This window comes from Tenacibaculum litopenaei, from assembly GCF_964514025.1.
Taxonomy (GTDB): Bacteria; Bacteroidota; Bacteroidia; order Flavobacteriales; family Flavobacteriaceae; genus Polaribacter; species Polaribacter litopenaei.
Map to the genome: position 1 here is coordinate 122518 of NZ_CAZEQT010000002.1, position 25394 is coordinate 147911.

Annotated in this window: 23 protein-coding genes; 3 read left to right on the top strand and 20 right to left on the bottom strand. The window is 40.1% G+C overall.

The genetic code is table 11. From position 1 onward, the window contains the following. Positions 1-68: 68 nt before the first annotated feature. The 8 genes from ACKTS5_RS03305 to ACKTS5_RS03340 form a co-directional block, all read right to left on the bottom strand. Positions 69-2432, bottom strand: a complete 2364-nt coding sequence (locus ACKTS5_RS03305; protein WP_408042415.1) for an efflux RND transporter permease subunit — start codon at positions 2430-2432, stop codon at positions 69-71. A gap of 95 nt (positions 2433-2527) precedes the next feature. Next, positions 2528-3082, bottom strand: coding sequence for a ribosome recycling factor (gene frr, locus ACKTS5_RS03310; RefSeq protein WP_408042416.1), 555 nt, complete (start codon positions 3080-3082; stop codon positions 2528-2530). A gap of 52 nt (positions 3083-3134) precedes the next feature. Further along, the gene (pyrH, locus tag ACKTS5_RS03315) at positions 3135-3845 is read right to left on the bottom strand and encodes a UMP kinase (protein WP_408042417.1); all 711 of its coding nucleotides are present in this window, start codon (positions 3843-3845) and stop codon (positions 3135-3137) included. Positions 3846-3951: 106 nt separating this feature from the next. Continuing rightward, the gene (gene tsf / locus ACKTS5_RS03320) at positions 3952-4920 is read right to left on the bottom strand and encodes a translation elongation factor Ts (protein WP_408042418.1); all 969 of its coding nucleotides are present in this window, start codon (positions 4918-4920) and stop codon (positions 3952-3954) included. Between the two features lie 91 nt (positions 4921-5011). Then, positions 5012-5755 carry a 30S ribosomal protein S2 gene (gene rpsB / locus ACKTS5_RS03325; protein WP_408042419.1) on the bottom strand — a complete coding sequence of 248 codons (744 nt, stop codon included), beginning with the start codon at positions 5753-5755 and terminating at the stop codon, positions 5012-5014. 122 nt (positions 5756-5877) lie between these two features. Continuing rightward, positions 5878-6264: a 30S ribosomal protein S9 gene (gene rpsI / locus ACKTS5_RS03330; RefSeq protein WP_408042420.1), complete on the bottom strand. Its 387-nt coding sequence runs from the start codon at positions 6262-6264 to the stop codon at positions 5878-5880. Next, entirely contained in the window at positions 6264-6719 is a 456-nt protein-coding gene (gene rplM, locus ACKTS5_RS03335) for a 50S ribosomal protein L13 (RefSeq protein WP_408042421.1), read from the bottom strand. The genes rpsI and rplM overlap by 1 nt, the downstream gene beginning before the upstream one ends. 167 nt (positions 6720-6886) lie before the next feature. Continuing rightward, positions 6887-7735, bottom strand: coding sequence for an OmpA/MotB family protein (locus tag ACKTS5_RS03340; protein ID WP_408042422.1), 849 nt, complete (start codon positions 7733-7735; stop codon positions 6887-6889). A 125-nt stretch (positions 7736-7860) separates the two neighbouring features. Between ACKTS5_RS03340 and ACKTS5_RS03345 the strand changes: the two genes are divergently transcribed. Continuing rightward, positions 7861-8838: an FAD:protein FMN transferase gene (locus ACKTS5_RS03345; protein ID WP_408042423.1), complete on the top strand. Its 978-nt coding sequence runs from the start codon at positions 7861-7863 to the stop codon at positions 8836-8838. On the opposite strand, the gene ACKTS5_RS03350 is transcribed toward ACKTS5_RS03345, so the two are convergent. From ACKTS5_RS03350 to ACKTS5_RS03385, 8 genes are all read right to left on the bottom strand, one after another. After that, a complete protein-coding gene (locus ACKTS5_RS03350; protein ID WP_408042665.1) occupies positions 8828-9607 on the bottom strand; it encodes a class I SAM-dependent methyltransferase in 780 nt (259 codons plus the stop codon). The two genes, ACKTS5_RS03345 and ACKTS5_RS03350, sit on opposite strands and share 11 nt — an antisense overlap. Beyond that, positions 9608-10426, bottom strand: coding sequence for a type I methionyl aminopeptidase (gene map, locus ACKTS5_RS03355; RefSeq protein WP_408042424.1), 819 nt, complete (start codon positions 10424-10426; stop codon positions 9608-9610). A 29-nt stretch (positions 10427-10455) separates the two neighbouring features. Continuing rightward, complete coding sequence (locus ACKTS5_RS03360) at positions 10456-10986, bottom strand: TlpA family protein disulfide reductase (RefSeq protein ID WP_408042425.1); 531 nt, start codon at positions 10984-10986, stop codon at positions 10456-10458. An 8-nt stretch (positions 10987-10994) separates the two neighbouring features. Further along, entirely contained in the window at positions 10995-12512 is a 1518-nt protein-coding gene (gene gpmI / locus ACKTS5_RS03365; RefSeq protein WP_408042426.1) for a 2,3-bisphosphoglycerate-independent phosphoglycerate mutase, read from the bottom strand. A 127-nt stretch (positions 12513-12639) separates the two neighbouring features. Further along, positions 12640-16689, bottom strand: coding sequence for a GEVED domain-containing protein (locus tag ACKTS5_RS03370; RefSeq protein ID WP_408042427.1), 4050 nt, complete (start codon positions 16687-16689; stop codon positions 12640-12642). 143 nt (positions 16690-16832) lie between these two features. After that, on the bottom strand, positions 16833-17093 hold the full coding sequence (locus tag ACKTS5_RS03375; protein WP_408042428.1) for a hypothetical protein: 261 nt from the start codon (positions 17091-17093) through the stop codon (positions 16833-16835). A gap of 16 nt (positions 17094-17109) precedes the next feature. Further along, positions 17110-17391 (bottom strand): hypothetical protein, encoded by a 282-nt coding sequence (locus ACKTS5_RS03380; RefSeq protein ID WP_408042429.1) that lies wholly within the window; start codon positions 17389-17391, stop codon positions 17110-17112. A 56-nt stretch (positions 17392-17447) separates the two neighbouring features. After that, positions 17448-18227 carry a M48 family metalloprotease gene (locus ACKTS5_RS03385; protein WP_408042430.1) on the bottom strand — a complete coding sequence of 260 codons (780 nt, stop codon included), beginning with the start codon at positions 18225-18227 and terminating at the stop codon, positions 17448-17450. Between the two features lie 120 nt (positions 18228-18347). Here ACKTS5_RS03385 and ACKTS5_RS03390 point away from each other — a divergent pair, with 120 nt between their 5' ends. Both ACKTS5_RS03390 and ACKTS5_RS03395 read left to right on the top strand, forming a co-directional pair. Next, the gene (locus tag ACKTS5_RS03390) at positions 18348-20105 is read left to right on the top strand and encodes an aromatic amino acid hydroxylase (RefSeq protein ID WP_408042431.1); all 1758 of its coding nucleotides are present in this window, start codon (positions 18348-18350) and stop codon (positions 20103-20105) included. Position 20106: 1 nt separating this feature from the next. Beyond that, entirely contained in the window at positions 20107-20415 is a 309-nt protein-coding gene (locus ACKTS5_RS03395; protein ID WP_408042432.1) for a rhodanese-like domain-containing protein, read from the top strand. Between the two features lie 181 nt (positions 20416-20596). On the opposite strand, the gene ACKTS5_RS03400 is transcribed toward ACKTS5_RS03395, so the two are convergent. From ACKTS5_RS03400 to alaS, 4 genes are read right to left on the bottom strand one after another with little or no spacing between them, the layout of a single operon-like run. Continuing rightward, positions 20597-21547 carry a GSCFA domain-containing protein gene (locus ACKTS5_RS03400; protein ID WP_408042433.1) on the bottom strand — a complete coding sequence of 317 codons (951 nt, stop codon included), beginning with the start codon at positions 21545-21547 and terminating at the stop codon, positions 20597-20599. 12 nt (positions 21548-21559) lie between these two features. Next, positions 21560-22033 carry a hypothetical protein gene (locus ACKTS5_RS03405; RefSeq protein ID WP_408042434.1) on the bottom strand — a complete coding sequence of 158 codons (474 nt, stop codon included), beginning with the start codon at positions 22031-22033 and terminating at the stop codon, positions 21560-21562. A gap of 5 nt (positions 22034-22038) precedes the next feature. Continuing rightward, positions 22039-22653: a hypothetical protein gene (locus tag ACKTS5_RS03410; RefSeq protein WP_408042435.1), complete on the bottom strand. Its 615-nt coding sequence runs from the start codon at positions 22651-22653 to the stop codon at positions 22039-22041. A 53-nt stretch (positions 22654-22706) separates the two neighbouring features. After that, positions 22707-25322 (bottom strand): alanine--tRNA ligase, encoded by a 2616-nt coding sequence (gene alaS / locus ACKTS5_RS03415; protein ID WP_408042436.1) that lies wholly within the window; start codon positions 25320-25322, stop codon positions 22707-22709. Positions 25323-25394 lie beyond the last annotated feature (72 nt).

Consider the following 25394-nt stretch of genomic DNA (forward strand, 5'->3'; position numbering starts at 1 on the left):
AAATTCTTGTATAAAAACAAGCAAAGATACTTTTTTGCTACAAATTGAGCAACGAACAGGGTATAAGTTTATTTGTCTTCTTTAGGTGGTAAAATTTTGAAGTTCGTTTCCTTGAGTACTTTTTTATTGGCAATCTTCTTTTCGAACGATAGCAATAGCGATGGCAACAACAATAGGTTAGAAACCATAGCGAGTAACAAGGTCACTGAAACCAATCCTCCTAGAGCGATGGTACCACCAAAACTAGATACTGTAAATACTAAAAAGCCAAAGAAGAGTACGATAGATGTGTAAAACATACTCACTCCAGTTTCGCGTAAAGCTGCATACACTGCGGGTTTAATTTTCCAGTTGTTTGCCAGCAGTTCTTGTCGGTATTTTGCCAAGAAGTGTATGGTGTCGTCCACAGATATTCCGAAGGCTATACTGAACACGAGGATGGTCGATGGTTTGATAGGGATGTCAAAGAAGCCCATGAGTCCCGCTGTAATAAGCAGTGGAAGCATGTTTGGGATCAGTGAAATCAAAATCATTTGAGGTGAACGGAACATCCACGCCATGAAAATAGAAATCAGTACGATTGCTAAGGATAGTGAAATCACGAGGTTCTTGATCAGGTAGTTGGTTCCCTTTAAGAATACCAACGCCTTACCGGTAAGTGAAACTTTGAATTTGCTATCCGGAAACTGTCGCTTAATAACCGCCTGCAGACGCTCTTGGATAATGTCCATCTTGTCCGTTCCTATGTCCTTCATAAAGGTCGTAATACGAGCGTAACGTCCGGTAGCATCGACAAAGTTTTTTAGCATGTCCGCATTGCTTTTTGAGTTCTTGGTATAGGCTAGAATATAGGTCTTTTCCTGACTCGTAGGCAATTGATAGTACTTGGGGTTTCCGTTGTAAAAAGCCTGCTTAGAATACTTTACTAAATTAGTCACCGCTATTGGCTTTGACAATTCAGGGAAGGTTTCTATGGTTTCGTTGAGTTTTTCAATCTTTTTGAGAGTAGACAGTTTCATCACTCCTTTTTCGCGTTTGGTGTCGATTAAAATCTCTAAGGGCATGATCCCTCCAAACTCGTGTTCGAAAAACTTGATGTCTTTATAAAATTGTTTACCGCGAGGCATGTCTTCAATCAAACTTCCAGAAACGCGGATTTGATACAACCCAATCATACTTAAAATAATTACGATAACGGTTGTGATATAAATACTAATACGGTGTCCTTTTACGGTGCGTTCCATCCAGTTTACTACGTCTTCCATCCACCTTTTTTCTAGGTGGTTTAGGTGCTTCTTTTCAGGAAGCGGCATAAAACTGTAGATGATAGGGATAATTAAAAGCGCTAAAATAAAGATGCTGATGATGTTTACGGAGGCTAAAATTCCGAATTCGCGCAGCAACTGACTTTTGACAAATACAAACGTGGCAAAACCAGAGGCCGTAGTGATGTTGGTCATCAAGGTGGCATTACCGATTTTAGAAATAACGCGCTGCAACGATTTTGCTTGATTTCCGTGTTTCTTTACTTCTTGCTGGTATTTGTTGATTAAGAATACGGCATTAGGAACTCCGATTACGATGATTAACGGCGGAATAAGTGCTGATAATACTGTGATTTCGTAGCGGAACCACCCGATAAATCCGAAGGCCCAAGTAACGCCAATGGCAACTACGAGAAGCGTAATAAAGGTAGCTCTAAACGAACGGAAAAAGAAGAAAAAGATAAGTGCTGTAATCAAGAGAGCCCCAAAAACGAAGATTCCCATTTCTTTCGTGATATTCAACGAATTTAGGGTTCTGATATAGGGCATTCCTGAAACACGTACCTGAATACCTTCTCTTTTATTAAAGGCTTCGATGCTCGGTTTTAGAATTTCCGTAATAAAATCGGCACGAGCAGGAGTGTTGATAATATCTTTTTTGAGGTAGATTGCGGTTTGCAATACGCCTTTTTCATTGTACAAAAGATTTTCGTAGAACGGAAGTTTTTCAAAGAGTTGTTCTTTGATGGCAGCGACTTCTTCGGGTGTTTTAGGTGGTTTACTAAAGAGCGGTTCTACGATGAATTTACGGTTTTTACGATCGGCTTTCAGTTGTTTAACATCGGCGATTGAAACGGTAAAATCAACTTGATCTACTTTTTCAAATGACTTGGTTAATTGGTTCCACGCATTAAATTTCTCAGGTGTAAAAATGGTACTGTCTTTCACCCCGAGGATAATGAGGTTCCCCTCTTCACCAAAGATTTCCAAAAACTTGTTGTACTCCACGTTGGCTTCGTGGTCTGTTGGTAGGAGGTTGGCTTCCGTATACGAAAACCTCATATATTTAGTTTGGGTGACTAAAAGTCCAGTGATCACAGCAATTAGAAGTAAAACAAAGTATCGATTTCGCAAAATGAATCCTGCGATCTTAGTCCAAAACGTCATTCAAAAAAATTTTAGCAAAGTTAGGTAAATGCAACCAATTAAAGCAAAAAAAAAGAGTGTTTAAAAACACTCTTAATAAGTTATGTTTTCCGTAATTATACAGTCATAATTTCCTTTTCTTTAACGGCGAATTTCTCGTCAATAGTCTTTACGTATTGATCCGTTAAAGTCTGAATATCTCCTTCTGCGTTTTTCTTCATATCGTCAGAAGCATCTGTTTTTTTAATGTCGTTATTCGCCTCTTTACGAGCGTTTCGAACACCAACTTTAGCGTGTTCCGCTTCAGCCTTAGCCTGTTTCGCTAAATCTTTACGGCGCTCTTCAGTTAAAGGCGGAACGTTGATGATGATATTTTCACCATTGTTCATGGGGTTAAATCCTAAATTGGCAATCATGATAGCCTTTTCAATTTCTTGGAGCATGTTTTTTTCCCAAGGTTGGATAGCGATCGTACGAGCGTCAGGAGTATTGACGTTTGCAACTTGCCCTAAAGGAGTAGCAGATCCGTAGTAGTCAACTTGTACATTGGCTAACATGGCTGGTGATGCTTTTCCTGCACGAATACTGCGTAACTCTTTTTCTAAATGCTCAATGGCTTTATTCATGGCCTCTTTGGCTGAATCTAAAATAAAATCAATCTCTTCGTTCATTTTTAATCTATTTAGAGGCCTCTATTGGGATAAGAGGCATCGTATTATCATTTTAATTATTATCAACAACGGTACCAATAGGTTCTCCAGAAACTAATTTTAATAAGTTTCCTTGGGTATTCATATCAAATACGATAATCGGTAACTTGTTTTCTTCACTCAAGGTAAAGGCGGTCATATCCATAACTTTGAGGCCTTTTTCGATAACGTCTTTAAAGGTGATGTTATTGAATTTTACAGCGTCTTTGTCTTTTTCAGGATCGGCAGTATAAATTCCGTCCACGCGAGTCCCTTTTAAAATGGCATCTGCATTGATTTCGATGGCGCGAAGTACTGCAGCGGTATCTGTAGTAAAATACGGATTTCCAGTTCCAGCACCAAAAATAACTACACGTCCTTTTTCTAAATGTCTGTTGGCGCGTCGTTTAATATAAGGCTCAGCAATTTCTTTGATTTCGATAGCGGTTTGCAAACGCGTTTGAATTCCGGCATCTTCGAGGGCACTTTGCAAGGCAAGTCCGTTAATACAGGTTGCCAACATTCCCATGTGATCACCTTGAACGCGATCCATTCCGTTACTAGCACCTGCGACACCGCGGAAAATATTCCCTCCACCGATAACAATTGCTACCTCAATACCTTTGTCTACGACTTGTTTTATTTCTTCAGCGTATTCTTTAAGTCTTTTAGGGTCAATTCCGTATTGACGTTCTCCCATTAAGGCTTCACCGCTCAATTTTAAAAGAATTCTTTTGTATTGCATAATTTTATTGAAAGTTGCGCAAAATTAATGAAATTTTTTCATTCTTTTTTGGGGGCATAAAAAAACCATCCTGAAAAGGATGGTTTTTATACTTTATAGAGTAGAATTACCCTAAAGTAACTCTTACGAAGTTTTGTACTTCTACTTCACCGTATGATTTAACGTACTCAGCAACAGTTTTCTTTTCGTCTTTAATGAATTTTTGATCCAATAAAGCTTGCTCTTGATCTAAAGTAGTGTTATCAGAAACGAATCTTTCCATTTTTCCTGGTAAGATTTTGTCCCAGATTTGCTCTGGTTTACCTTCTGACTTTAACTGTTCTTTAGCAGCCTCTTCAGCTTGCGCTAAAGCTTCGTCAGTTAACTGTAATCTTGAAACGAATTGAGGAACGTTCTTTAAGGTTTTCCCTAAACGACCTAATTCTTCGTTATCTTTGATGATAGCAGCAATTCTAGCTTCAGTTTCAGAAGCTACATAAGCAGGGTCGAAATCTTTGTAAGATAACGTAGTTGCACCCATAGAAGCTGCTTGCATCGCTAAGTCTTTAGTTAAAACATCAGCGTTGTCAACAGAAGAAGTTAATCCAACCATAGCAGCAATCTTACCTACGTGCGTGTAAGCACCTACGTAAGGAGCTTCAATTCTTTCGAAAGAAGTGATATCGATTTTTTCACCGATAACTCCAGTTTGCTCGATTAATTTCTCAGCAACAGTCATACCTCCAAAATCAGCAGCTAAAAACTCTTCTTTTGTTTTGCAGTTGAAAGCCACGTCAACAAACTCAGCAGCTAATTGCTTGTAAGAATCGTTTTTAGCAACGAAATCTGTTTCACAAGCTAATACGATGGCAACACCGAAAGTGTTATCCTCGCTGATTTTAGTAATAGCTACACCTTCACTTGACTCACGATCTGCTCTTTTAGCAGCGATTTTTTGTCCTTTTTTACGTAAAATCTCAATTGCTTTATCGAAATCACCTTCAGCCTCTACTAATGCTTTTTTACAATCCATCATACCGGCTCCGGTAGTTTCTCTTAATTTTTTTACGTCTGCAGCGCTAATTTTTACTGACATTTCTATCGTTATTTTTAGTGGTAAATATTTTGTTGTACAAGGTATAAAAATTTAAAGGCTCCAATGTGATGAAACCTTTAAATTAAAATTATTATGCTTCTTTTGCTGGTGCTTCAGTAGCTTCCTTTTCAGCTTTCGCTTTTTCTTTGTCAGCTTTTCTTTCAGCTAAACCTTCCGAAATAGACGCAGTAACATACGATAATACTTTGTCGATAGACTTAGAAGCATCGTCGTTCGCTGGGATTACGAAATCGATAGGTCTTGGGTCAGAGTTCGTATCAACCATCGCAAAAATTGGGATGTTTAATTTTTGAGCCTCTGCAACAGCAATGTGTTCTTTCTTAACGTCAATTACGAATAAAGCTCCTGGTAAACGAGTCATATCAGCAATTGAACCTAAGTTCTTTTCTAATTTCTCACGTTGACGGTTAATCTGTAACTTTTCTCTTTTCGATAAAGCGTCAAATGATCCATCTTGCTTCATTCTATCAATAGAAGTCATTTTCTTAACGGCTTTTCTGATAGTAACGAAGTTTGTTAACATACCACCTGGCCAACGCTCAGTAATATAAGGCATGTTTACAGCTTTCGCTTGTTCAGCTACGATGTCTTTAGCTTGCTTCTTAGTCGCAACGAATAAAATCTTACGTCCAGAGTTCGCTATTTTTTGTAAAGCTTGAGAAGCCTCGTCAATCTTAGCTGAAGTTTTATACAAATCGATGATGTGAACACCATTGCGCTCTGTATAGATGTATGGAGCCATGTTTGGGTTCCACTTTCTAGTCAAGTGTCCAAAGTGAACACCATTTTCTAATAATTCTTGAATGTTTGCCATTGTAATAATGTGTTTACGTTCTGTTTTCGCAATATTTCAGTAGGTAAATACGTCTGAAATATTTAGATACTAAACTGTTTAATAAAATTGTAAATTTTAAAAATAACAGTTCCGATAAACGATTAACGCTTAGAGAACTGGAATTTCTTACGTGCTTTCTTCTGACCAAATTTCTTACGCTCAACCATTCTTGGGTCACGAGTCAATAATCCTTCTGGCTTTAAGACTGCTTTGTTTTCTTCGTTGATTGCAACTAATGCTCTGGTAATAGCTAAACGAATTGCCTCAGCTTGTCCAGTAACACCACCTCCGTAAACGTTTACTTTGATGTCATACGCCTCTAAGTTTTCAGTTAACATTAAAGGTTGTTGAACTTTGTATTGTAAAGTTGGTGTAGTGAAATAGTTTTTAAACTCTCTCTTGTTGATAGTGATGTTTCCACTTCCTTGTGAAACATAAACACGAGCAACAGCTGTCTTTCTTCTACCTATTTTGTGTACAGTTTCCATTATTTAAGATCGTTAAGGTTAATAGCTTTTGGGTTTTGAGCTGATTGGTTGTGCTCAGTACCTGCGTAAACATATAAATTTCTGAATAACGCGCTACCTAATTTGTTCTTAGGTAACATTCCTTTTACTGCTTTCTCGATTAATCTCGTAGGATCTTTTTCGAACATTTCTGTAGCAGTAAGCGATCTTTGTCCTCCTGGGTAACCCGTGTGACGGATGTATGACTTATCAGTCCACTTTTTACCAGTTAAATTGATTTTTTCAGCGTTGATGATTACAACGTTGTCTCCACAATCTACGTGAGGAGTGAAATTTGGCTTGTACTTACCTCTAATAAGTTTTGCAACTTTAGAAGCTAAACGACCCAAAGTTTGTCCGTCCGCATCCACTAAAACCCACTCCTTGTTTACTGTAGCTTTGTTAGCTGATACTGTTTTGTAACTTAATGTGTTCATAATTACACGATTAGTTTTTGTCAAATGATTATTAAATATGTTTTTTCCTTTAAAAAGGACTGCAAAATTACAATTATTTATTTTATTGACAAATAGAACGTTAGTTTATTTACGAAAAAAGGGAATTACCACCGTAATTCCCTTTTTATTTGTCTGTATTGTTATCCTTATTCCACTTTTTGATCTAATAAATCAAAGAATTGATTTAAACGTGGAAGGATGATAATTTTTGTACGTCTGTTTTTCGCTCTGTTCGCTGGAGTATCATTTTTTACTAAAGGAACGAAACTACTTCTACCCGCTGCAATTAAACGGCTAGGCGCAACTTTGTACTTGTTTTGTAATTCGCGTACAATAGCTGTTGAACGCTTCACACTTAAGTCCCAGTTGTCTTTTAAACTAGAGTTCTTGCTAGTAGGAGTGTCATCCGTGTGTCCTTCAATCATAACGTCCATCTCTGGTTGCCCGTTTACAACAGTCGCTACTTTCTCTAATACCTTAGAGGCTTTGCTGTTGATAGTATAGCTACCGCTCTTGAATAATAATTTGTCAGAAATTGAGATGAATACTACTGTCTTTTCAACGTTTACTTCAATGTCTTCGTCGTCAATACCTTGTTGTAGTTCTTTCTTTAAGTGGAAGGCAACTACTAAGTTCAACGAGTCTTTTTTAGAAGCGGCTGCTCTAATTTTGTTGATGTACTTGTCTTTTTTGCTTAACTGTGATAAGGTTTCTTTAATGTTGTCGTTAGCACCTTGAGTCAAAACTGTTAAGTCACCTACTTGCTTTAACGTCTGCTTTTTGTCTTTGCGCAAATCGTCTACGGTAGTTTGTAACAAAGCAGATTTTTCTTCATAGCGCTCTTTTTCAACTAAACACTTGGTTAAGTTCGTTTTAGTAGCTACTAATTCTTCCTTTGTTTTTTGATGTTCAGCCTTTAACGCATCGAGCTCCTTGGTAGAAGCACATGACGCCATTAATAAGGTCACTGCAAATAATAAAAATGCTTTTTTCATGGTTAAAAAAAATTTATTCTGATAGAAAACTAAGGCAAATGTATAAAAATGCAGCAATAAAAAACAGAATTAACAATCTTTTATGATGTTTGAATACTGTAACTTTGAAGCAAAATTTTTTCGTTATGATGAATCGTTTTTTATATGCAACCTTGTTGTTGTTTGCAGGGTTGATTTTAGGGTGTACGCCTGAAAAGAAGCCCGTATTAACCGCTTTGGAAGGACAGGTGTTCGGTACTACTTACCACATCAAATACGCCGATAGTGAGTCGCATCAAATAGCTATTGATAGCCTGTTCGAGGCCATTAATAATTCGTTGTCAACCTATTTGCCAACTTCTGATATATCACGTGTGAACCGCGGGGACAGTACCGTGGTAGTCGATGCCTATTTCGAGGAGGTATTTGCGAAGGCCAAGCGTATTTATGAGGAAACCGATGGATATTTTGATCCGACTATTGGACGCCTAATAGATGCCTATGGTTTTGGTTCTGGTAAAGAACGCAAGAGTTTAAGCCCTGAGGAAATTAAGAGTTTAATGACTGGAGTTGGATTTGACAAGGTTCGATTAGCTAATAAAAGAGTGTATCGCGATAATGATAATATCGAGTTTAATGTCAATGCGTTTGCCAAAGGCTATGGTTTGGATATCATCGGACGATTTTTTGAAGGCAAGGGTATTCACGATTATTTGGTGGAAATAGGAGGAGAAATTCGCGCTCGTGGAACAAAGTTGGGAACTCCTTGGAAAGTAGCCATTGAGCAACCCAATGAAGACGGTACGCGATCAGTTCAAAAAATTATCCCTCTGGTGAACGAGTCTATGGCAACTTCTGGTAATTATCGAAAGTTTAAGGTCAATGAAAAGGGAGAGAAAATCGTCCATACCATCAATCCAAAAACTGGATTGGCTCAGGAGAGTAATTTGTTGAGTGTCTCTGTTCGCGCTCCAGGTGACTGTGCCGATGTGGATGCCTATGCAACAGCCTTTTTGGCCATGGGTATGAAGCGAACTAAGGAGTTTTTAAAGAAGCGTCCCGATTTAAAAGTGGTGTTGTTGTACAACGATGCCGATAATAATTTACAGGAGTTTACAAACTAGGTTTGGTACAAACCGGTAAAATTTCTCCGCGCATTAAAGCATATCGCTCCACTAATTCTGGGGCGATTTTTTTTGTGTAGTCTATTTCGGTTACTTCAAAGCCTATACTGCGCAATTTGTCAAAATAATCCCTTCCGTATACGCGAACGTGGTCGTACTGACCAAAAATTTTTGCACGCTCTACAGGGTCTGTAATGCTGTCATCTTCAAAGGTGTGCGCTCTATCCATTTCTTGCGGAACTTGGAAAATTCCCATTCCTCCTGGTTTGAGCACGCGATAGAGTTCGTGCATGGCCTTGGTGTCATCAGGGATGTGTTCGAGAACGTGGTTGCAAAAGACCAGGTCAAATTCGCCGTCTTTGAAGGGCAAGTCACAAATGTCTGCTTTGACGTCTGCGATTGGAGATTCTAAATCTGTGGTTGTGTATTTCCAGTGTGCTTGTTTTCTGAAAATATCTAAAAAACACTGCTCAGGTGCTACGTGTAATACCTTTAAATGTTTGGTGTTTTCAAAAATATGCGTGTCGTTTTTGAGGTAGAGCCAAAGCAGGCGATGACGCTCTAACGACAGGGTAGAAGGAGAAAGCGCATTAGGGCGCTGGGTTCCGTATCCGTACGGAAGAAACTTTTTAAAGGATCTTCCGTCAATAGGATCGGTATAAGTTGTTCCCTTTAGCCACCAAGCAATCACTGGGCGTACCCAATAGCTCGCTTTGATGAGTATCGGTCTGGGAATCGTATTTAATACGGCTTTAAAAATAGACACGATTTACAGTACTAAAGGTTGTTGTCTGAACTCGTCTTCTTCGTTGCTCTCAATACCTAAAGCTTCGTAAATGTATTGGAAGGTAGACAGTAATTCTGGCTTTCCGTCAACGATGGCAATATTGTGCTCAAAATGAGCGCTTGGCTTATTGTCTAGCGTAGTAATGGTCCAACCATCACGGTGTTGTTTGATGCGGTGCGTTCCGAGGTTGGTCATGGGTTCTATAGCAACTACCATTCCTTCCACGAATTTTTTACCTCGTCCTCTACGACCGTAATTAGGCATTTCAGGATCTTCGTGCATTTTTCTTCCCAATCCGTGTCCTACCAATTCACGAACGACGCCGTAGCCGTGTTTTTCGGTAAAGTTTTGAATAGCAAAACCTACATCTCCAACGCGATTTCCAGCTTTGAATTCACGGATTCCCACGTACAAACTCTCTTTGGTCACATCGAGAAGTTTTTGGGTTTCCGGTGCAATTTCACCTACGGGAAACGTATAGGCATGATCTCCGTAGAAGTCATTTTTTAGGGCTCCACAGTCAATAGAAATAATGTCTCCCTCAACAAGTGGTGTTTTGTTAGGAATACCGTGTACTACCTGCGAATTAGGACTCATACAAAGTGAGTTCGGAAAGTCGTAAAGACCCAAGAACCCAGGGATAGCTCCTTGTTCGCGAATAAATTCTTCAGCAAGTTTATCAAGTTGTAACGTAGTAACTCCTGGCTTTACTTCTTTGGCAAGCATTCCTAAAGTTCTCGATACTACTAAGGCGCTTTCGCGCATAATTTCAATTTCTTCTCTCGTTTTTGGTTTGATCATGCTAAAAATATTGAGGCGCAAATTTACGTTTATTTTTGATATGGATGCTTATAGGGAGCTCCAGAAATTATTTTTAAAATATCGGCTTCTATCGTCGAACCATCAACAGGGTGTTCTACAAAACGCCCGAGTTCTTTTCCGTCTTTGTAGAAAATAAAGGTCGGTACGCGTTCTAGGTCATATCCTTTTTCTAAGCCATTGGCTTTCTTCGATTTGTTTACGGTAACGAGTTCAAGGTTTTTATAGTCAAAGTTCGCCGCGTCTAACAATTTGTAAAAGTTAGGGATTTCTCGTTTGCTATCGTCGCACCAGGTTCCCATAAAACCTTTGATACGGATGCCCTTTAGTTTTGATTCTAAAGCTTTGGCGGTTGCAGCATCAATGTCGTAGTAGGAGTAAAAGTCGTTAAACCATTCACTGCCGTAAGGTTCTTGTTGGAAGTCTTTTTTGGTAGCGATTCCGACGAGGTTTCCTTTTTCGTTTTTAGCGGCTGGGAACTTTTGTACACTTCCACAGCTTAAGAGTAAAAGAACTCCGAGGAGATAAAAGGTGTTTTTCATGAGTTTGCTTATATTAGTGAATGTTGCGTCATTTCTTTGGGTTGTGCTACTCCCATTAATTTGAGTACGGTAGGAGCGATATCACCGAGAATTCCATTGTCGATGCTTTTTAATTCTTTGTCGATTAAAATCATCGGTACCGGATTCGTAGTATGTGCCGTGTGTGGACTACCATCTGGGTTAATCATCGTTTCACAATTTCCGTGATCGGCGATTAAAATAGTAGTGTAGTCGTTGTCAAGGGCAGCGGTAACCACGTCGTTCACGCAGTGATCTACAGCTTCACAAGCTTTCACCGCAGCTTCAAAAACTCCTGTATGTCCAACCATGTCTCCATTCGCGAAGTTTAAGCACACAAAGTCTACTTCTTTATTGTGTAACTCAGGAACGATGGCATCTCTTATTTCGTAGGCGCTCATTTCCGGTTTTAAATCGTACGTAGCTACCTTTGGTGACGGACATAATAGTCGTTTTTCTCCGTTGAATTGCGATTCTCTACCTCCTGAGAAAAAGAAGGTGACATGCGGGTATTTCTCGGTTTCAGCGATGCGTATTTGTTTTTTGTCAGCAGCTTCTAAAACTTCTCCTAAGGTGTTAACAATGTTTTTATTGTCATAGACCACGTGGATTTGCTCAAAATTGTCGTCGTAATTGGTAAGGGTAACGTAGTACAACGGTAATTTTTTCATTTGGAAGTCACTGAAATCCTTCTGGCTCAAAGCCTCAGTGAGTTGTCTACCTCTGTCGGTTCTGAAGTTAAAGAAAATCACGACATCGTCTTCTTTAATAGTTGCTACAGGCTGTTCTTGCTGGTCAACCATGACAATCGGTTTGATAAACTCATCTGTTATCCCGGCTTCGTAGCTTTGGGCGATACTGTCGAGTGCATGGGTACTCTTCGTTCCTTTTCCAGCACACATCGCCTCGTACGCCAATTGAATGCGTTCCCAACGCTTATCTCGGTCCATGGCGTAGTAACGTCCGGTAATACTAGCCAAGGTTCCGGTAGTTGCTTGCATGTGCTTTTGGATGTCTTCAATAAAGAATTTACCCGATTTAGGATCACAGTCGCGTCCGTCGGTAAAAGCGTGTAGGTATACATTGTCCAATCCTTGGTCCGCAGCAGCACTTAATAAAGCTTTTAGGTGATTGATATGCGAGTGTATTCCTCCGTTGGAAACCAGTCCTGCAAAGTGAATGTTTTTTCCGTTAGTTTTGGCGTATTCGAAAGCAGCGAGCAATGCTTGCTCCTGGGCTAAGCTTCCGTCTTCGACAGCTTTGTTGATTTTTGCGAGATTTTGATAAACAATTCGTCCGGCCCCTAAGTTCATATGTCCTACTTCGGAGTTCCCCATTTGGCCTTCCGGTAGGCCTACGTGCTCTCCGTCCGTTCGGAGTTCAGCATGCGGGAATTTATCGTATAAACTGTTGATAAAAGGAGTTTTTGCATTGTAGATAGCAGATACTTTTGGGTCTTGGGTAATTCCCCAACCATCGAGTATCATGAGTATTACTTTTTTGTTCATCGCTTTCAAATTATAGGGTAAAAGTACAAAAGATTTTCTTGGATTAAGAGAATAAAAAAACTGGAAAGCAATAACTTTCCAGTTTTTAGAAATACTCAGTTTTCTGAGACTAATGAGAACCTAGTTTTTATTTTGAGATCACAATTTTTTTTGTGAACGTTTGCCCGTTTTGAGTACCTGTAAGCAGGTAGATTCCGTTAGGGAGCTCTGCGACAGAAATACTAGTTTTTCCTGCTGTAGGTTGCACTGTCTTAGTTTTTACAACGCGATTTTGTAGAGTGCTAATGCGCAATACAATTGCTGAGTTTACCGTACTTTTTAGCGTTAAGAACTCAGTTGTTGGGTTTGGGTACACTTGCAGATCGATACCTGTAGCATCGGTATCTTCTCGCAGTTGAATGCTGTAATCTTCGACCTCTCCAAAATAGCTGTCTTCGCCACAGGCACTTGCTGCTTCGTTACTTCCGTAGGCATAGCGAATGCGCATGCGTAGTTTTTTGTCGCTAACCGCTGTTGTTGGAGGGGTGATACTCGCTGAATAAGGACCTGCTTGGTAAGCGCGGTATACTTCTTCTTCAAGTTCAAAGTTGCCGTTATTGTTCCAGTCAATCCAGATAGCCACATTATTGTAGCTCCAATGACCATTAGAAAGTTGTACTTGAACGGTAAAGGCACTATTTTTTGAGAAGGTAGCACTCAAGTGACTGTAGTCATTGTAAGGGGTGTGGGTACTCGTATTGTTAACAGCTCCATAACGAACATTGGTGATGTATGAGTCGTTTCGAGTGGTGCTGGCTTCACAGTAGTCCACAGTGCTAGTTTCATTGAGTTTGATGCTGTAGTCTTCCACTTCACCAAAGTAGCTGTCAGTACCACAAGGAGTGATTTTTGATTCACTACCATAGCTGTAACGCACGCGTAGGCGCAAGTTCTGATTCTTTACTGCCGTTGACGGAATGTCAATTTGAGCTTGGTAAGGACCTGCTTTATAGGCGTGGTATATTTTTTCATCGTCAGAAAAGGTTCCGTCGTTGTTCCAATCTACCCAGGCTCCCATTGCATTGTAGCTCCAGTGATCGTATGTTGTTTTCATGGCAAAAACGAAGCTTTCGTCGGCGTTTAGTGCGATGCTCTTGTTGGCATAGCTCGTATAGGCACTTCCTTCACTGGCTTGTACCGCTGTTCCGATAGTCACTTTTGTGATGTAAGAATCGTTACGGGTATTTTGCGCCGTACAGTAGGTGCTAGGGACACTGGTGTCGTTATCCTTGATAGTTCCTGTGGCAGTGCTACTTCCCGATTGGATAGTATAGGTTTCAGTATTTTCAACATCGCGGTCATCAATTGCGGCTACAAAAATGCTGAATTCACTGACACCTGCTGGAATACTAAGAGTGTTTTGTGAAAGTGAAACCCCTTTGTTAAAAGTTGGTGTTTCGAAGTCTTGCCCTTGAAGGGCCGTTTGGTTATTAATCGTAAACGGAACCGTTGTAGTAGTCGTTGTTTTAGCACTTAAACGCACGAGGTGTGTTAACGTGTTTCCTTCCGTTTCAGTTGCATTGGCAATGCTCACTACTGTTGGGGCAGGAGTGGTGATTCCTTTTTTGATGAGCAAGCCGTAGTCTGCTGTGTTTCCACTGTCGTAACTTCCGCAGGCCGTTTCTCCTCCATTGCCATCTACGAAGTGCCCCGTAACTCTCAATCCGATGCGTTTACCTACCGCAGCATTTTCAGGTACGGTTATGGCTTGGGTAAATTGATATTCTTTGGCGCTGTTGTAATCAGACGATTTTACTTCCTTACTAACGATGAGTTCATCACTGCTAAATTGACCGTCAAAATTCCAATCGGCCCATACGCGAACTCTGTTGATATCACTATCACCACCATTTCCTTTTTCCGCTTTTAGCGTAAGGTTGTACGAAGATCCAGTGGTGAGTTCTGTACTGACAGTATGGTAGTAGTTGTAATAATTACTCAGACCAGGTTGGTGGTCGATGGTGTTGATTTGAACTTTGTTAACGCTGAAATAGGTTCCGTATTTCGGATTGGTGGCACAATACTGTAGCCTCGAGGTTATATAGTCTTTTTTAGTTACGGTTTTGCGTTGTCCGTTTTTGGTGGTTACAATTAATGAAACGTCGTAGCTACCCGCTTCTGGGAAAAGAATTCCTTTGGGGTTTTTTGCTGTCGAGACGGCTGGGGTGGCTCCTTCAAAAGACCATGACCACGATTGAAGTTCGTCGTTGTTAGCGGCATTCGAGAAATCACTAAAGTTTACGGGTTCGGAGAAGTTTACGGTAGTAGGATGACCAAAAAAGTCTACTTCGAAAGGCGTGTTTTTATCGATCACTTGCAGTCCGTAATCTTCTGATTCGCCGCTGTCAACAGTTGAACAGGCAGTGTCTCCTTCGTTTCGTTGCACATAGTGGGCCAAAACTCGGAAGGCCGTAGCTTTTAGTGGCGTGTTTGCAGGGATACTTATAGTTCCGTTATAAGTGTAGTTTCCTTGGGCATCCGTTTGTGAGTTTTTGTAGCTGTGGCTAATCACGAGTTCATTGTCTTCAAAAATAAAGTTGGCATTGGCATCTAGCCAAACCTGAATTCTCAGATTGTCGTTGGCACCACCTGCTCCTTTGTTTGTCGTGATACTAATAGGATAAGATTGCTGTCTTTTAACCTTGTGCTTTACAGCATTTGTGTAGTCAGAAATTCCGTTGTATCCTGTAGGGTTGCTATTGTTGTTAAAGGTTACATCTGTAATATGGGTATAGGTTTTATAGCGTATATTCACATTACAGTATTCGGTATAGGGGTCTTTAAATTCCAATGAAATATTATCGATACGATCTTTGTACAGTTGACTAGTACCTCCCGTGATACTTGAGTTTTTAAAAGCTATAGCGATGGCTTTTGAATCACTTGCCTTGTGAGCAGCGGCAGTACCTGTAAGTTGAAAGGTCGCACTTGTAGTACTGTTTAAAGTGATCCTCGCGTTCAATCCTTGAGGTACATTACTCACTGTAAAATCAGTGCCATTATTCAAGGTTCCAGACCCTTTTGTAAAGGTACAGTCGTGGCAGTTGAGGGTAAGCGTTTGTTCAATGACTCCGTCATTTAGGTAACGTTCAGTAAGGCTACTCGAAGAAGCTGTAATTCTCGGTCCTAAATCGCCGGTCAATCCTGTCGCTGCTAGATTGCTAGCAGTCCAGAGCGTATTTCTAGTAGGAGAATTTTCTAAAGCATTAATCATCCGTGCTACCTGGCCTTGAGTGAACATTTTGTAGCAATCGGTATAATCCATAAAGTTTTCGTTATTGATTTCCTGATTTAAGCAGTTCTTGATAACGCGACATTGCGTTCCTCCGGAATTTTTTTTATGCGAGGGAGTATCAGCAACACCATCACCAGCATTGGGGTCGTTGGTACATACGCCACCGTTAAAGGTGTGGGGTAGGTCTAAATAATGACCAAACTCATGGGTGAGTACCGAACGGAAGTTTTCGTTGGTGTTACTGCCGAGGTAACTACCGTTGTAAACCACACGGGCTAGATTTTGGTCGGACATGGCTTTGTTGGGGTACCAAGCAACACCTGAATTGTAAAAGTCACCATCGCCATAAAGGTCACGTGTGATGTAAACATTACAGTATTTGTAATTGTCCCAAGCTACTCGTTTTACCTCGGCCGAGCTGTAATTTCCCATACCAGAAGCTTCGTTGTGGTATACAATTCCCGTAGTTGGATTTCCATTCGGATCGATTTTTGCCAATTTGAACGAAATGTTCAGAGGCTGTTTGATTTTGTCAAAGGGAGCATCAATAGTGGTGTAGTCCGGATTGAGTCCTTGAAAGTCTTCATTCGTTTTGCGAAGGGCTTCTTCAATGATGGCCTGTGTTACTGTGCTTCCGCCATTGTAAGTTTTACCAAATACGTGAAATACCACTGGAATAGTAAACGATTTTGCAGCAGTATTGCGTTGATGGAGGTGTTTGTGCACCTGTTTTCGCAATTGCTGGAGTTCTTGCTTAGCTCGTTTATTCATTTTGAATAAATTGTCCATGGCATGGTCCGTACCACAGCCAGTGTCTTGTGCTTGTGTGTAAAAACACGACAGTGTTAAAGAGCTAATTAACAGTAGCTTTTTAACACGTGAGAAGGGTTTTGTGTTTAGCATAATTTTTAAGTTAATACATTAGTTTCTGGCAAAGTTATTGGGCGATTTAAGTCACTTTTTTGCGAATACAACCCACTAATGGTATAATTTTAACTTAAAAATTGAGTATTTGTCAACTTATTAACATAGTTGTGTGGTATTGTTTAATGAATGGTGTTGATGAGGTAACAAATAAGTAGTACAAAGCAGCTACAGGCAACAAAACCTAAGACTAGTTCTCTTTTGTTTTCCTTTTGTAGTTGTTTTCGTATGGTATGTAATTGTTGTGGGCTAGCTTTCTTTTTAAACTTTAAGGGCGCCGAAGAACGCAGTGTTGAAACCGATTTTTTAAAGGTTGGTTTAGGTTTTCTTTGGTTGTTTTTGATAGAGGTAATCATAGCAGATACCGATCCTCCAAAGCTCATAAGCAATCGTTTTAGGTTAGGTGAATAAGAAATAAAATACAAGTAACAGCAGTCCTACAAAAGCAGCTACTTTTAAGAGAAGGTCACGTTGCTGTTCCCTTTGAAGACGCTCTCGAATGCAATCCAATGTTTCAGGTGTGGCAGTTCTCGGTGCCGTAGGAGTATCGTTGCAACCTTCGGAACGGGACGGGTTTGTGTGAGGAATTGTTTTTATCTTCTCTAGGGTGCTCGTACGCGATCGCCGCAAGCTCTGCACTTTTTTGTGCATATCTGTAGCTGGTCCAAATCCGAAACTCATAACTTTTTTCTTCAAAAATAACAAAAATCCCCACTGAATACAATGGGGAATACTATTTACTGGTATTTTTTGATAGCTGCTTTGATTTTTGCAATTCGATTTTCAGGATCCGGATGCGTACTCTGAAATTCAGGTATTCTATTGGGGCCTGCAGCTTGTTTTAGAATTTTCATGACGTTGATTAGGTATTTCGGATTGTATCCTGCATCGAGCATGAGTCGGACTCCTAATTCGTCGCTTTCCAATTCGTCACCGCGTCCATTTTTTAAAAGGGTTTGTTGGCCTATGCTATTAGCGAGTTCTCCGAGGTCTGCACCGACAGAGGCTCCCATGCTTAAAAGTTGCCAAAAGTTTGCTTCTGTAATACGTTCATTGGAGTGCTTTCCTAATACATGGCCGATTTCGTGTCCTAATACTCCGGCGACCATGTCGGGGTTGATTTGTCCATTGCTGTCGGTGAGCTTAGAAAAAAGCGCATAGGTAATAAAAATTTGTCCTCCTGGTAAAGCAAAGGCATTGATGGTTCTATCATCGCGTAAGAGGTGAAACTCGAATTGATACCCCGAGTTTTTAGCCACGGTATTGTTGACGAGCTGTTGCCCTATATGGGTAACGTATTGTTGGTATTGGGCATTGGAATGGAAACCGCCGTGTTGTTGTGCCATACTGGGTTTTTGTTGCAGACCGATAGCTATTTCCTGTGCGGGAGTTAAGCTAATGGATTGCGTTTTTCCTGTATAGGGATTTTCCGTTTGTTGACTGCATTTACGGAGGTAGGCAAAGGCAACGATGACGACGCCTAGGATTAAGCGAACTTTAAATCCACCTTTTCTCATGGTTGTTGGGTTTTGATTTGATTTTTTGTGTACTGCTAAAGGTACGATATATAATTTAACGAGAATGAATTTTTTGTGACCTATAAAAGGTGTAACTTTACCCAATAAATACACTAGGGTATGGGAGTTAACTTTGAATTTAATGAGGTAACCAAGAAGTTGCCAAAGCATTTACACAAGTTTATTGTAAAACAGCCATATGATGAATACACGGCTCAAAACCAGGCAGTGTGGCGTTATGTGATGCGAATGAATGTTGATTATCTGAGTAGAGTGGCGCATCATACCTATGTTAAGGGGCTTGAAAAAACAGGAATTTCTGTAGAGTCAATACCGCATATGGACGGAATGAATAGAATTTTAAAAGATATCGGATGGGCAGCAGTGTCTGTTGATGGATTTATTCCTCCGAATGCTTTTATGGAATTCCAGGCCTATAACGTACTCGTAATTGCATCAGATATGCGTACGATTGATCATATCGCATATACGCCAGCACCAGATATTATTCACGAAGCAGCCGGGCATGCCCCCATCATTGCTAACCCGGAATACGCAGAATATTTAAGACGATTTGGAGAGATAGGCGCAAAAGCGATCTCCTCATCCAAAGACTACGAAATGTACGAAGCCATCCGTTTACTTTCGATTCTGAAAGAAGATCCAAATTCTTCCGAGAAAGCGATAGCAGAAGCGCAAGAAAAAGTAGAGTGGTTGCAAGATAATTTAGGGGAAATGTCAGAAATGGCCAAAATTAGAAACTTGCATTGGTGGACAGTAGAGTACGGTTTAATCGGGAGTTTAGACGACCCTAAAATATACGGAGCTGGTTTGCTGTCGTCGATAGGAGAGAGCAAGTGGTGTATGCAACCCGAAGTAACAAAGTTACCCTATACTTTGGAGGCTTCAGAGGTGAGCTTTGACATTACCAAACCACAACCGCAGTTATTTGTAACACCTGATTTTGCCCACTTAAGCCTCGTTTTAGAACAGTTTGCCAATAAAATGGCACTCCGAACAGGAGGACTTAAGGGAGTTGAGAAATTGATAGATTCGAACAACTTAGGAACCGTTGAATTGAGTACAGGAATACAAATTTCAGGGGTATTTACCAATGTAATTTCCGACGAAAATAACAAACCGATATACATTCAAACTACCGGTCCTACGGCATTGGCAAACCGCGATAAAGAATTGATTAGCCACGGTGTTACATATCATGCGGAAGGATATGGTAGCCCTGTAGGAAAATTGAAGGGAATAAATATCCCGATAGAGAATATGAGTCCGAGAGATCTTGAAGCCTACGGTATCTACGAAGGTAAAAAGGTCGATTTGGAGTTCGAAGGAGGAGTAAAAGTTTCTGGAGAAGTCATCACTGGAACTCGTGATTTAAGAGGTCATATACTGTTAGTTTCGTTTAAGAATTGTACAGTGACCCATGGAGATACCTTGTTGTTTCATCCAGACTGGGGAATTTACGACATGGCCGTTGGGGTAGATATCGTTTCTGCTTATGCAGGTCCGGCAGATGTTAATTCGTTCGGTGATGTAGGAAAGGTGTCAGAAACAAAAACACATAAAATAAGCTACTCGGAAAGTGATAGGGCACTTTATGCTTTGTACGATGAGCTGCGAGTAATGCGCAGTTCGGGAACCATTGACGAAGAGCGCATAGGTCAAATTTTTGAGGAAGTCGTTAACAAGTATCAAGAAGATTGGTTACTTCCATTAGAACTTTACGAAGTAGCACAAAGCGAAGGGTTTAGCATAGCAACCCCAATTCGCAATTACTTGGAGGACTTGAAAAGTAACAAAAGCTACAAAACCTTATTGGAAAACGGGTTACATTTGTTGAGTAATGTCCAACAAGTATAATATGGGATTATTTAATTTATTTAGAAAGAACAATATGAGCAACGAAATCAAAGACTATTTAGAAAAAGGTGCTGTAGTACTTGATGTAAGAACTTTAGCGGAGTGGAATGACGGTCATTCTGACGGTGCAAAGCACATCGTGTTAGATACCATTCCTCAAAATGTAGAGGAAATCAAGGCTTGGGAAAAGCCGGTAATTGCAGTATGTAGAAGTGGAGGACGCAGTGGTCAAGCAACTCAGTTTTTAGCAGGACATGGTGTAGATATCATCAACGGTGGTCCTTGGCAAAATGTAGATCAGTATTTATAGTCTGTGAACTGACAAAATATTAGAAGGAACTATCCGCGGATAGTTCTTTTTTTTTGCGCTGTGATTAGAAATTGAGCTAAGTTCGTAGCAAAGTCATTTCTTGTTCATACCTATCTTGGGCCTGTTACATCATGTAACTAAAGGTGTCTTATAAGTTTAATTTTCGTGAGATACTAGTATTTTAGAACTGCATGTGAGGGTATTCTTTTTGCAGTTGTTCTCTTTTACGTGCCAAACTCGCTAGAAATTTCTGATGTTCTTGCCCATTAGGATTAAAAGGTCTATGTGCCATTCCTTTTCTGACGGTAGCAACGCGTTCGCGGACGCTGGCAGTAGTAGCATCGATCCATGCGTTCGCAAATTTTTCCCAGATATAATCAATGGCCAACTCGTTAGGGTGTACCATATCACGTTGATAAAAGCGATAGTCACGCAGTTCGTCCATTTGAATCTCATAAGAAGGAAAGTAATGACAATGGGCATATTCGTCGCAAAGTTGATGTACTGCATGCAGTAAATGAGCTTTACTGCGTTGGTTTTCGACCATACCATCTTTGATATGACGTACCGGAGATACTGTTAGGATGATTTGAATATTCGGATTGTAGGCTTTTACCAAAGCCTGAATGGCTGCTAGCGATTCATAAGTATCGTCACTGGTTAAGAGCTCCTTTAAAAATTTTTTTTGAGGTACTTTATGGCAGTTCGCAACGTGTTTGTCCGAAGCAATATGACGGTAAACCCATGCTGTCCCTAGTGTTATGATAAGGTGGCTGGCGTTGCGTAATTGTTCATTTCCGTTGTGGATTCCTGTATTTAAATTAGCTAATAAGCTTTCACTATCTGCTGAACTTAACGAGGAGTGCGCATCGAAATTATGCCAGCGCTCAAGGTGATAAAACAAGTCGTCTTCATGGTAAAGTTCTCGATTGATAGCTTTCTGAACCAGTGTTTCTATCGCTTTGGGATGAAAGGCGATGCCCAGTGGATTTTGATGGGTATAAAATTGAAAATACTGCAGTTTGTTACCGATATTTTCCGAAAAACAAGAGCCCAAAAGAAGTATTTTAGAGTGGTAGTTGATACGGTGAAATTTTTGTGGTGCTACTGGTACTTCAGTGATGAGGTTCATAAGGCTAGTGACTTAGTCTGATTTGAGTAATCTAATATTGCGTTGAATGAGCAGTAAAATTAAGCAATAATCTAATAGGTCAGGGTTGCTAAGGCTAACTTCAATCGTTTTTTTTGAAGAGAAGATATTTCCTTTTATAAGGAAGGTGCCTACGGCCCGTTGATTGGCGTAGAAGATGCGTGTTCGGCTAAACCACGATTTGTTTTTCACTGAGAGTGTTAGCTTGTCGTTGATAAGCATTTTTGAGTTACTGTCGTGGTATTGAATTGCTTGTATGCGATTACTAGTGTCGGTAAAAGAAATGTCGAAAACATAGGAAAAAAAACTGTGTTTTCTGCGAAAGTTAAACACAGTTTCCTCTGCAGCATCGCTAATGCGAAAGTTAGCAGGTTTGAACCAAGGTCTGATTAACTCTGATGACCATAGGAGCTGAGTTCCTCTCGTTATTGTGGCAGTTTTGTAACTGGTGTTGTAAAGCAACTTCATCGCGGTCAGATTTGTTCAAAAGGGAGGTGTGTAACAAGCCAGTTTTTTAATAAGCTCCTGTCCTCTTCTGAGATATGTAAAAAAAGAAGCTGGTATTTCTTTGTAGGGGTACTGACTACTATCATATTCGGGTAAATTTTTACACTACTCTCTGTATCGATTGGAATATGTTGCGTGCTATGACCATCTGAGTACTGTAAGGTGGTATCGGATACCCTGAGTATTCCTGATTTTTTTACCTGTAGACTTTGATGGATTTCTTTTAAGCAAAAACAAACAAATATCAAGCCGATAATTCTGTACGATGGATCAATATAGATGACGAAACCAATTATAGGAAGTAGGAGTATGTTAAAAGCTTTGCTGCTTTGGGCCATATCACGATCACGGACGGTTTCCAATTTAAATACTACTTCTTTTTTTTCAGAGGGTTTGGGTTTTAAGTACAGCGAATACAGGTTGTATAGGAGGAGTAGGCCATATACTACCTCGTAAAAGTACCTAGGAAGAGAAAACAGGAATGCTTTGCCATCGCTATCAAAAAAGAACTTGGCAATATGGTATAGGATGAAAATACCAAAGATCGTGTTGAATAGAATTTTTTTGTAGGAGTTTTTCATAACGTGACCAAAATAAAAAAAACCTCTGAATTTTTCAGAGGCTTTTTAATTTTTTAGACGAGGTAGTCAACGGCTTTTTCCAATACTTTTGGAATTCCTCCTGGATTTTTACCTCCTGCAGTAGCAAAGAAGTTTTGTCCACCACCACCTCCGTGGATGTATTTTCCTAGTTCTCGAACAACTTTACCAGCGTCGTAACCTCTTTCGTTGGCAAGGTCTTTGGAAATATAACAAGTGAGCATTGCCTTTTCAGCGCTTGGCGCAGTAGCGAATAAGATAAATAGCTTGTCAAATTCACCACCGAGTTCAAACATGAGGTTCTTGATGCTTCCTGGGTCTAGATCTACTTTAGTAGCTAAAAACTGAACGCCATTAACTTCTTTAATTTGATTTTTTAAATCTCCTTTTAAACTCTTGGCTTTATCTTTTAGTAATTGCTCAATTTGCTTCTTCAATTGAGCATTCTCTTCTTGTAAGCTCGTTACCGATTTGCTGAGGTCTTTTGGATTTTTTAAAAGTTGTTTTACGGCATTATAATTGCGCTCGATGTCTTCGAAATAATCACCTACCGCCATATTGGTAATCGCTTCGATACGGCGAATTCCTGCGGCTACAGCGGCTTCTGATTTAATTTTAAAATACCAAATATCACCAGTATTTTGAACGTGGGTACCTCCACATAATTCCATAGATTGACCGAAACGAATGGTGCGAACACTATCGCCGTATTTTTCGCCAAACAAGGCAATAGCCCCCTCTTGAACTGCTTGGTCCATTGGGATATTGCGCTTTTCCTCTAAAGGTAAGTTTTCGCGGATTCTCGCGTTGACAAACTCTTCAATTTCTTCGATTTGATCACTGGTTACTTTTGAGAAATGTGAGAAATCAAAACGCAAATAGTTAGGGTTTACCAATGATCCTTTTTGCTCAACGTGATCTCCTAAAATGGCTCTCAAAGCTTGGTGTAACAAGTGTGTTGCCGAGTGGTTGCTCGCCGATAAACGCCTGAACTCATCATTTACGACAGCTTTAAATGTCGCAGTTAAATCAGTAGGTAAGGTTTTAGTGAAGTGAATAATCACATTGTTTTCCTTTTTGGTGTTGGTAATATAAATAACATCACCGTTTGGCGCTTCTATAGCTCCTTTATCACCTACCTGACCACCACCTTCAGGGTAAAATGGTGTTAAATTGAATACTAGTTGATATTGATCTCCTTCCTTTTTAGAGCTCACCTTTCGATAGCGCGTAAGTTTTACGTTCGCAGTCAAGGTATCGTATCCTACAAATTCTTCAACTTCGTCTTGTTTTACCAGTATCCAATCACCAGTTTCACTTGATGAAGCTGCTCTCGATCTATCTTTTTGCGCTTGCATACCTGCTGCAAACTCTTCTTCGTTAATTTCGTATCCCTTTTCACGAGCGATGAGCTGGGTCAAATCTAAAGGAAAACCAAAAGTATCGTAAAGCTCAAAGGCTTTCTTACCAGATACTACTTTTCCTTCGGTACTTTCAATAACGCGATCTAATAGCAATAGACCTTGGTCAAGGGTACGTAAAAAAGACTGCTCTTCTTCCTTGATTACATTGTGTACCAATGATTCTTGCTTGCGGATTTCAGGAAAGGCATCTCCCATTTGGTGTGCCAAGGTATCTGCGAGTTTGTAAATAAAGGCTTCTTTTTGGTTTAAGAAAGTAAATCCGTAACGAATAGCTCTACGCAAAATTCGTCTGATTACATATCCAGCACCATTGTTACTCGGTAATTGTCCGTCTGCAATGGCAAAACCAACGGCTCTAACGTGGTCAGCAATAACGCGAATAGCGATGTCTACTTGTTCGTCTTTTCCGTAGCGTACTCCGGTAATGGTTTCAATCTCGCGGATTAGCGGTGTAAAACAATCTGTATCGTAGTTAGACTGCACTCCTTGTAATACCATACAAAGGCGCTCAAACCCCATTCCAGTATCGATGTGCTTTGAAGGTAATTCCACCAGTGATCCATTAGCCTTACGGTTGTACTGCATGAATACCAAGTTCCAGATTTCCACTACTTGTGGGTGGTCTTCGTTTACCAATGATTTACCATCTACTTTAGCTTTTTCTTCTGCAGAACGGATATCTACGTGGATTTCAGAGCAAGGACCACAAGGACCTTGTTCTCCCATTTCCCAGAAGTTATCTTTTTTGTTCCCCATTAAAATGCGATCTTCAGGGATGATTTCTTTCCAAAAATCATAAGCCTCCTGATCCATTTTGGTACCGTCTTTTTCATCGCCTTCAAAAACGGTTACGTATAATATGTCTTTGTCTATCTTGTAAACTTCGGTCAATAATTCCCAAGCCCAAGCAATCGCTTCTTTTTTAAAGTAATCACCAAAACTCCAGTTTCCTAACATTTCAAACATGGTGTGGTGATAGGTGTCGTATCCTACTTCTTCCAAATCGTTGTGCTTACCAGAAACGCGCAAGCACTTTTGAGAATCCGAAATACGTGTACTCTTTGGGGCGGCATTTCCTAAGAAGAACTCTTTGAACGGGGCCATACCTGAATTGGTGAACATTAAGGTAGGGTCATTTTTAAGTACCATCGGTGCTGACGGCACTATTTCGTGTTGCTTTGATTTAAAAAAATCTAAAAATTTAGCTCTAATTTCTTGAGATTTCATACCACTCCAGTATCTTATAGTTTGTTAATTTTTGCCTAAAAGTTCCTTAGTACAAGGAAGTTTTCAAACATT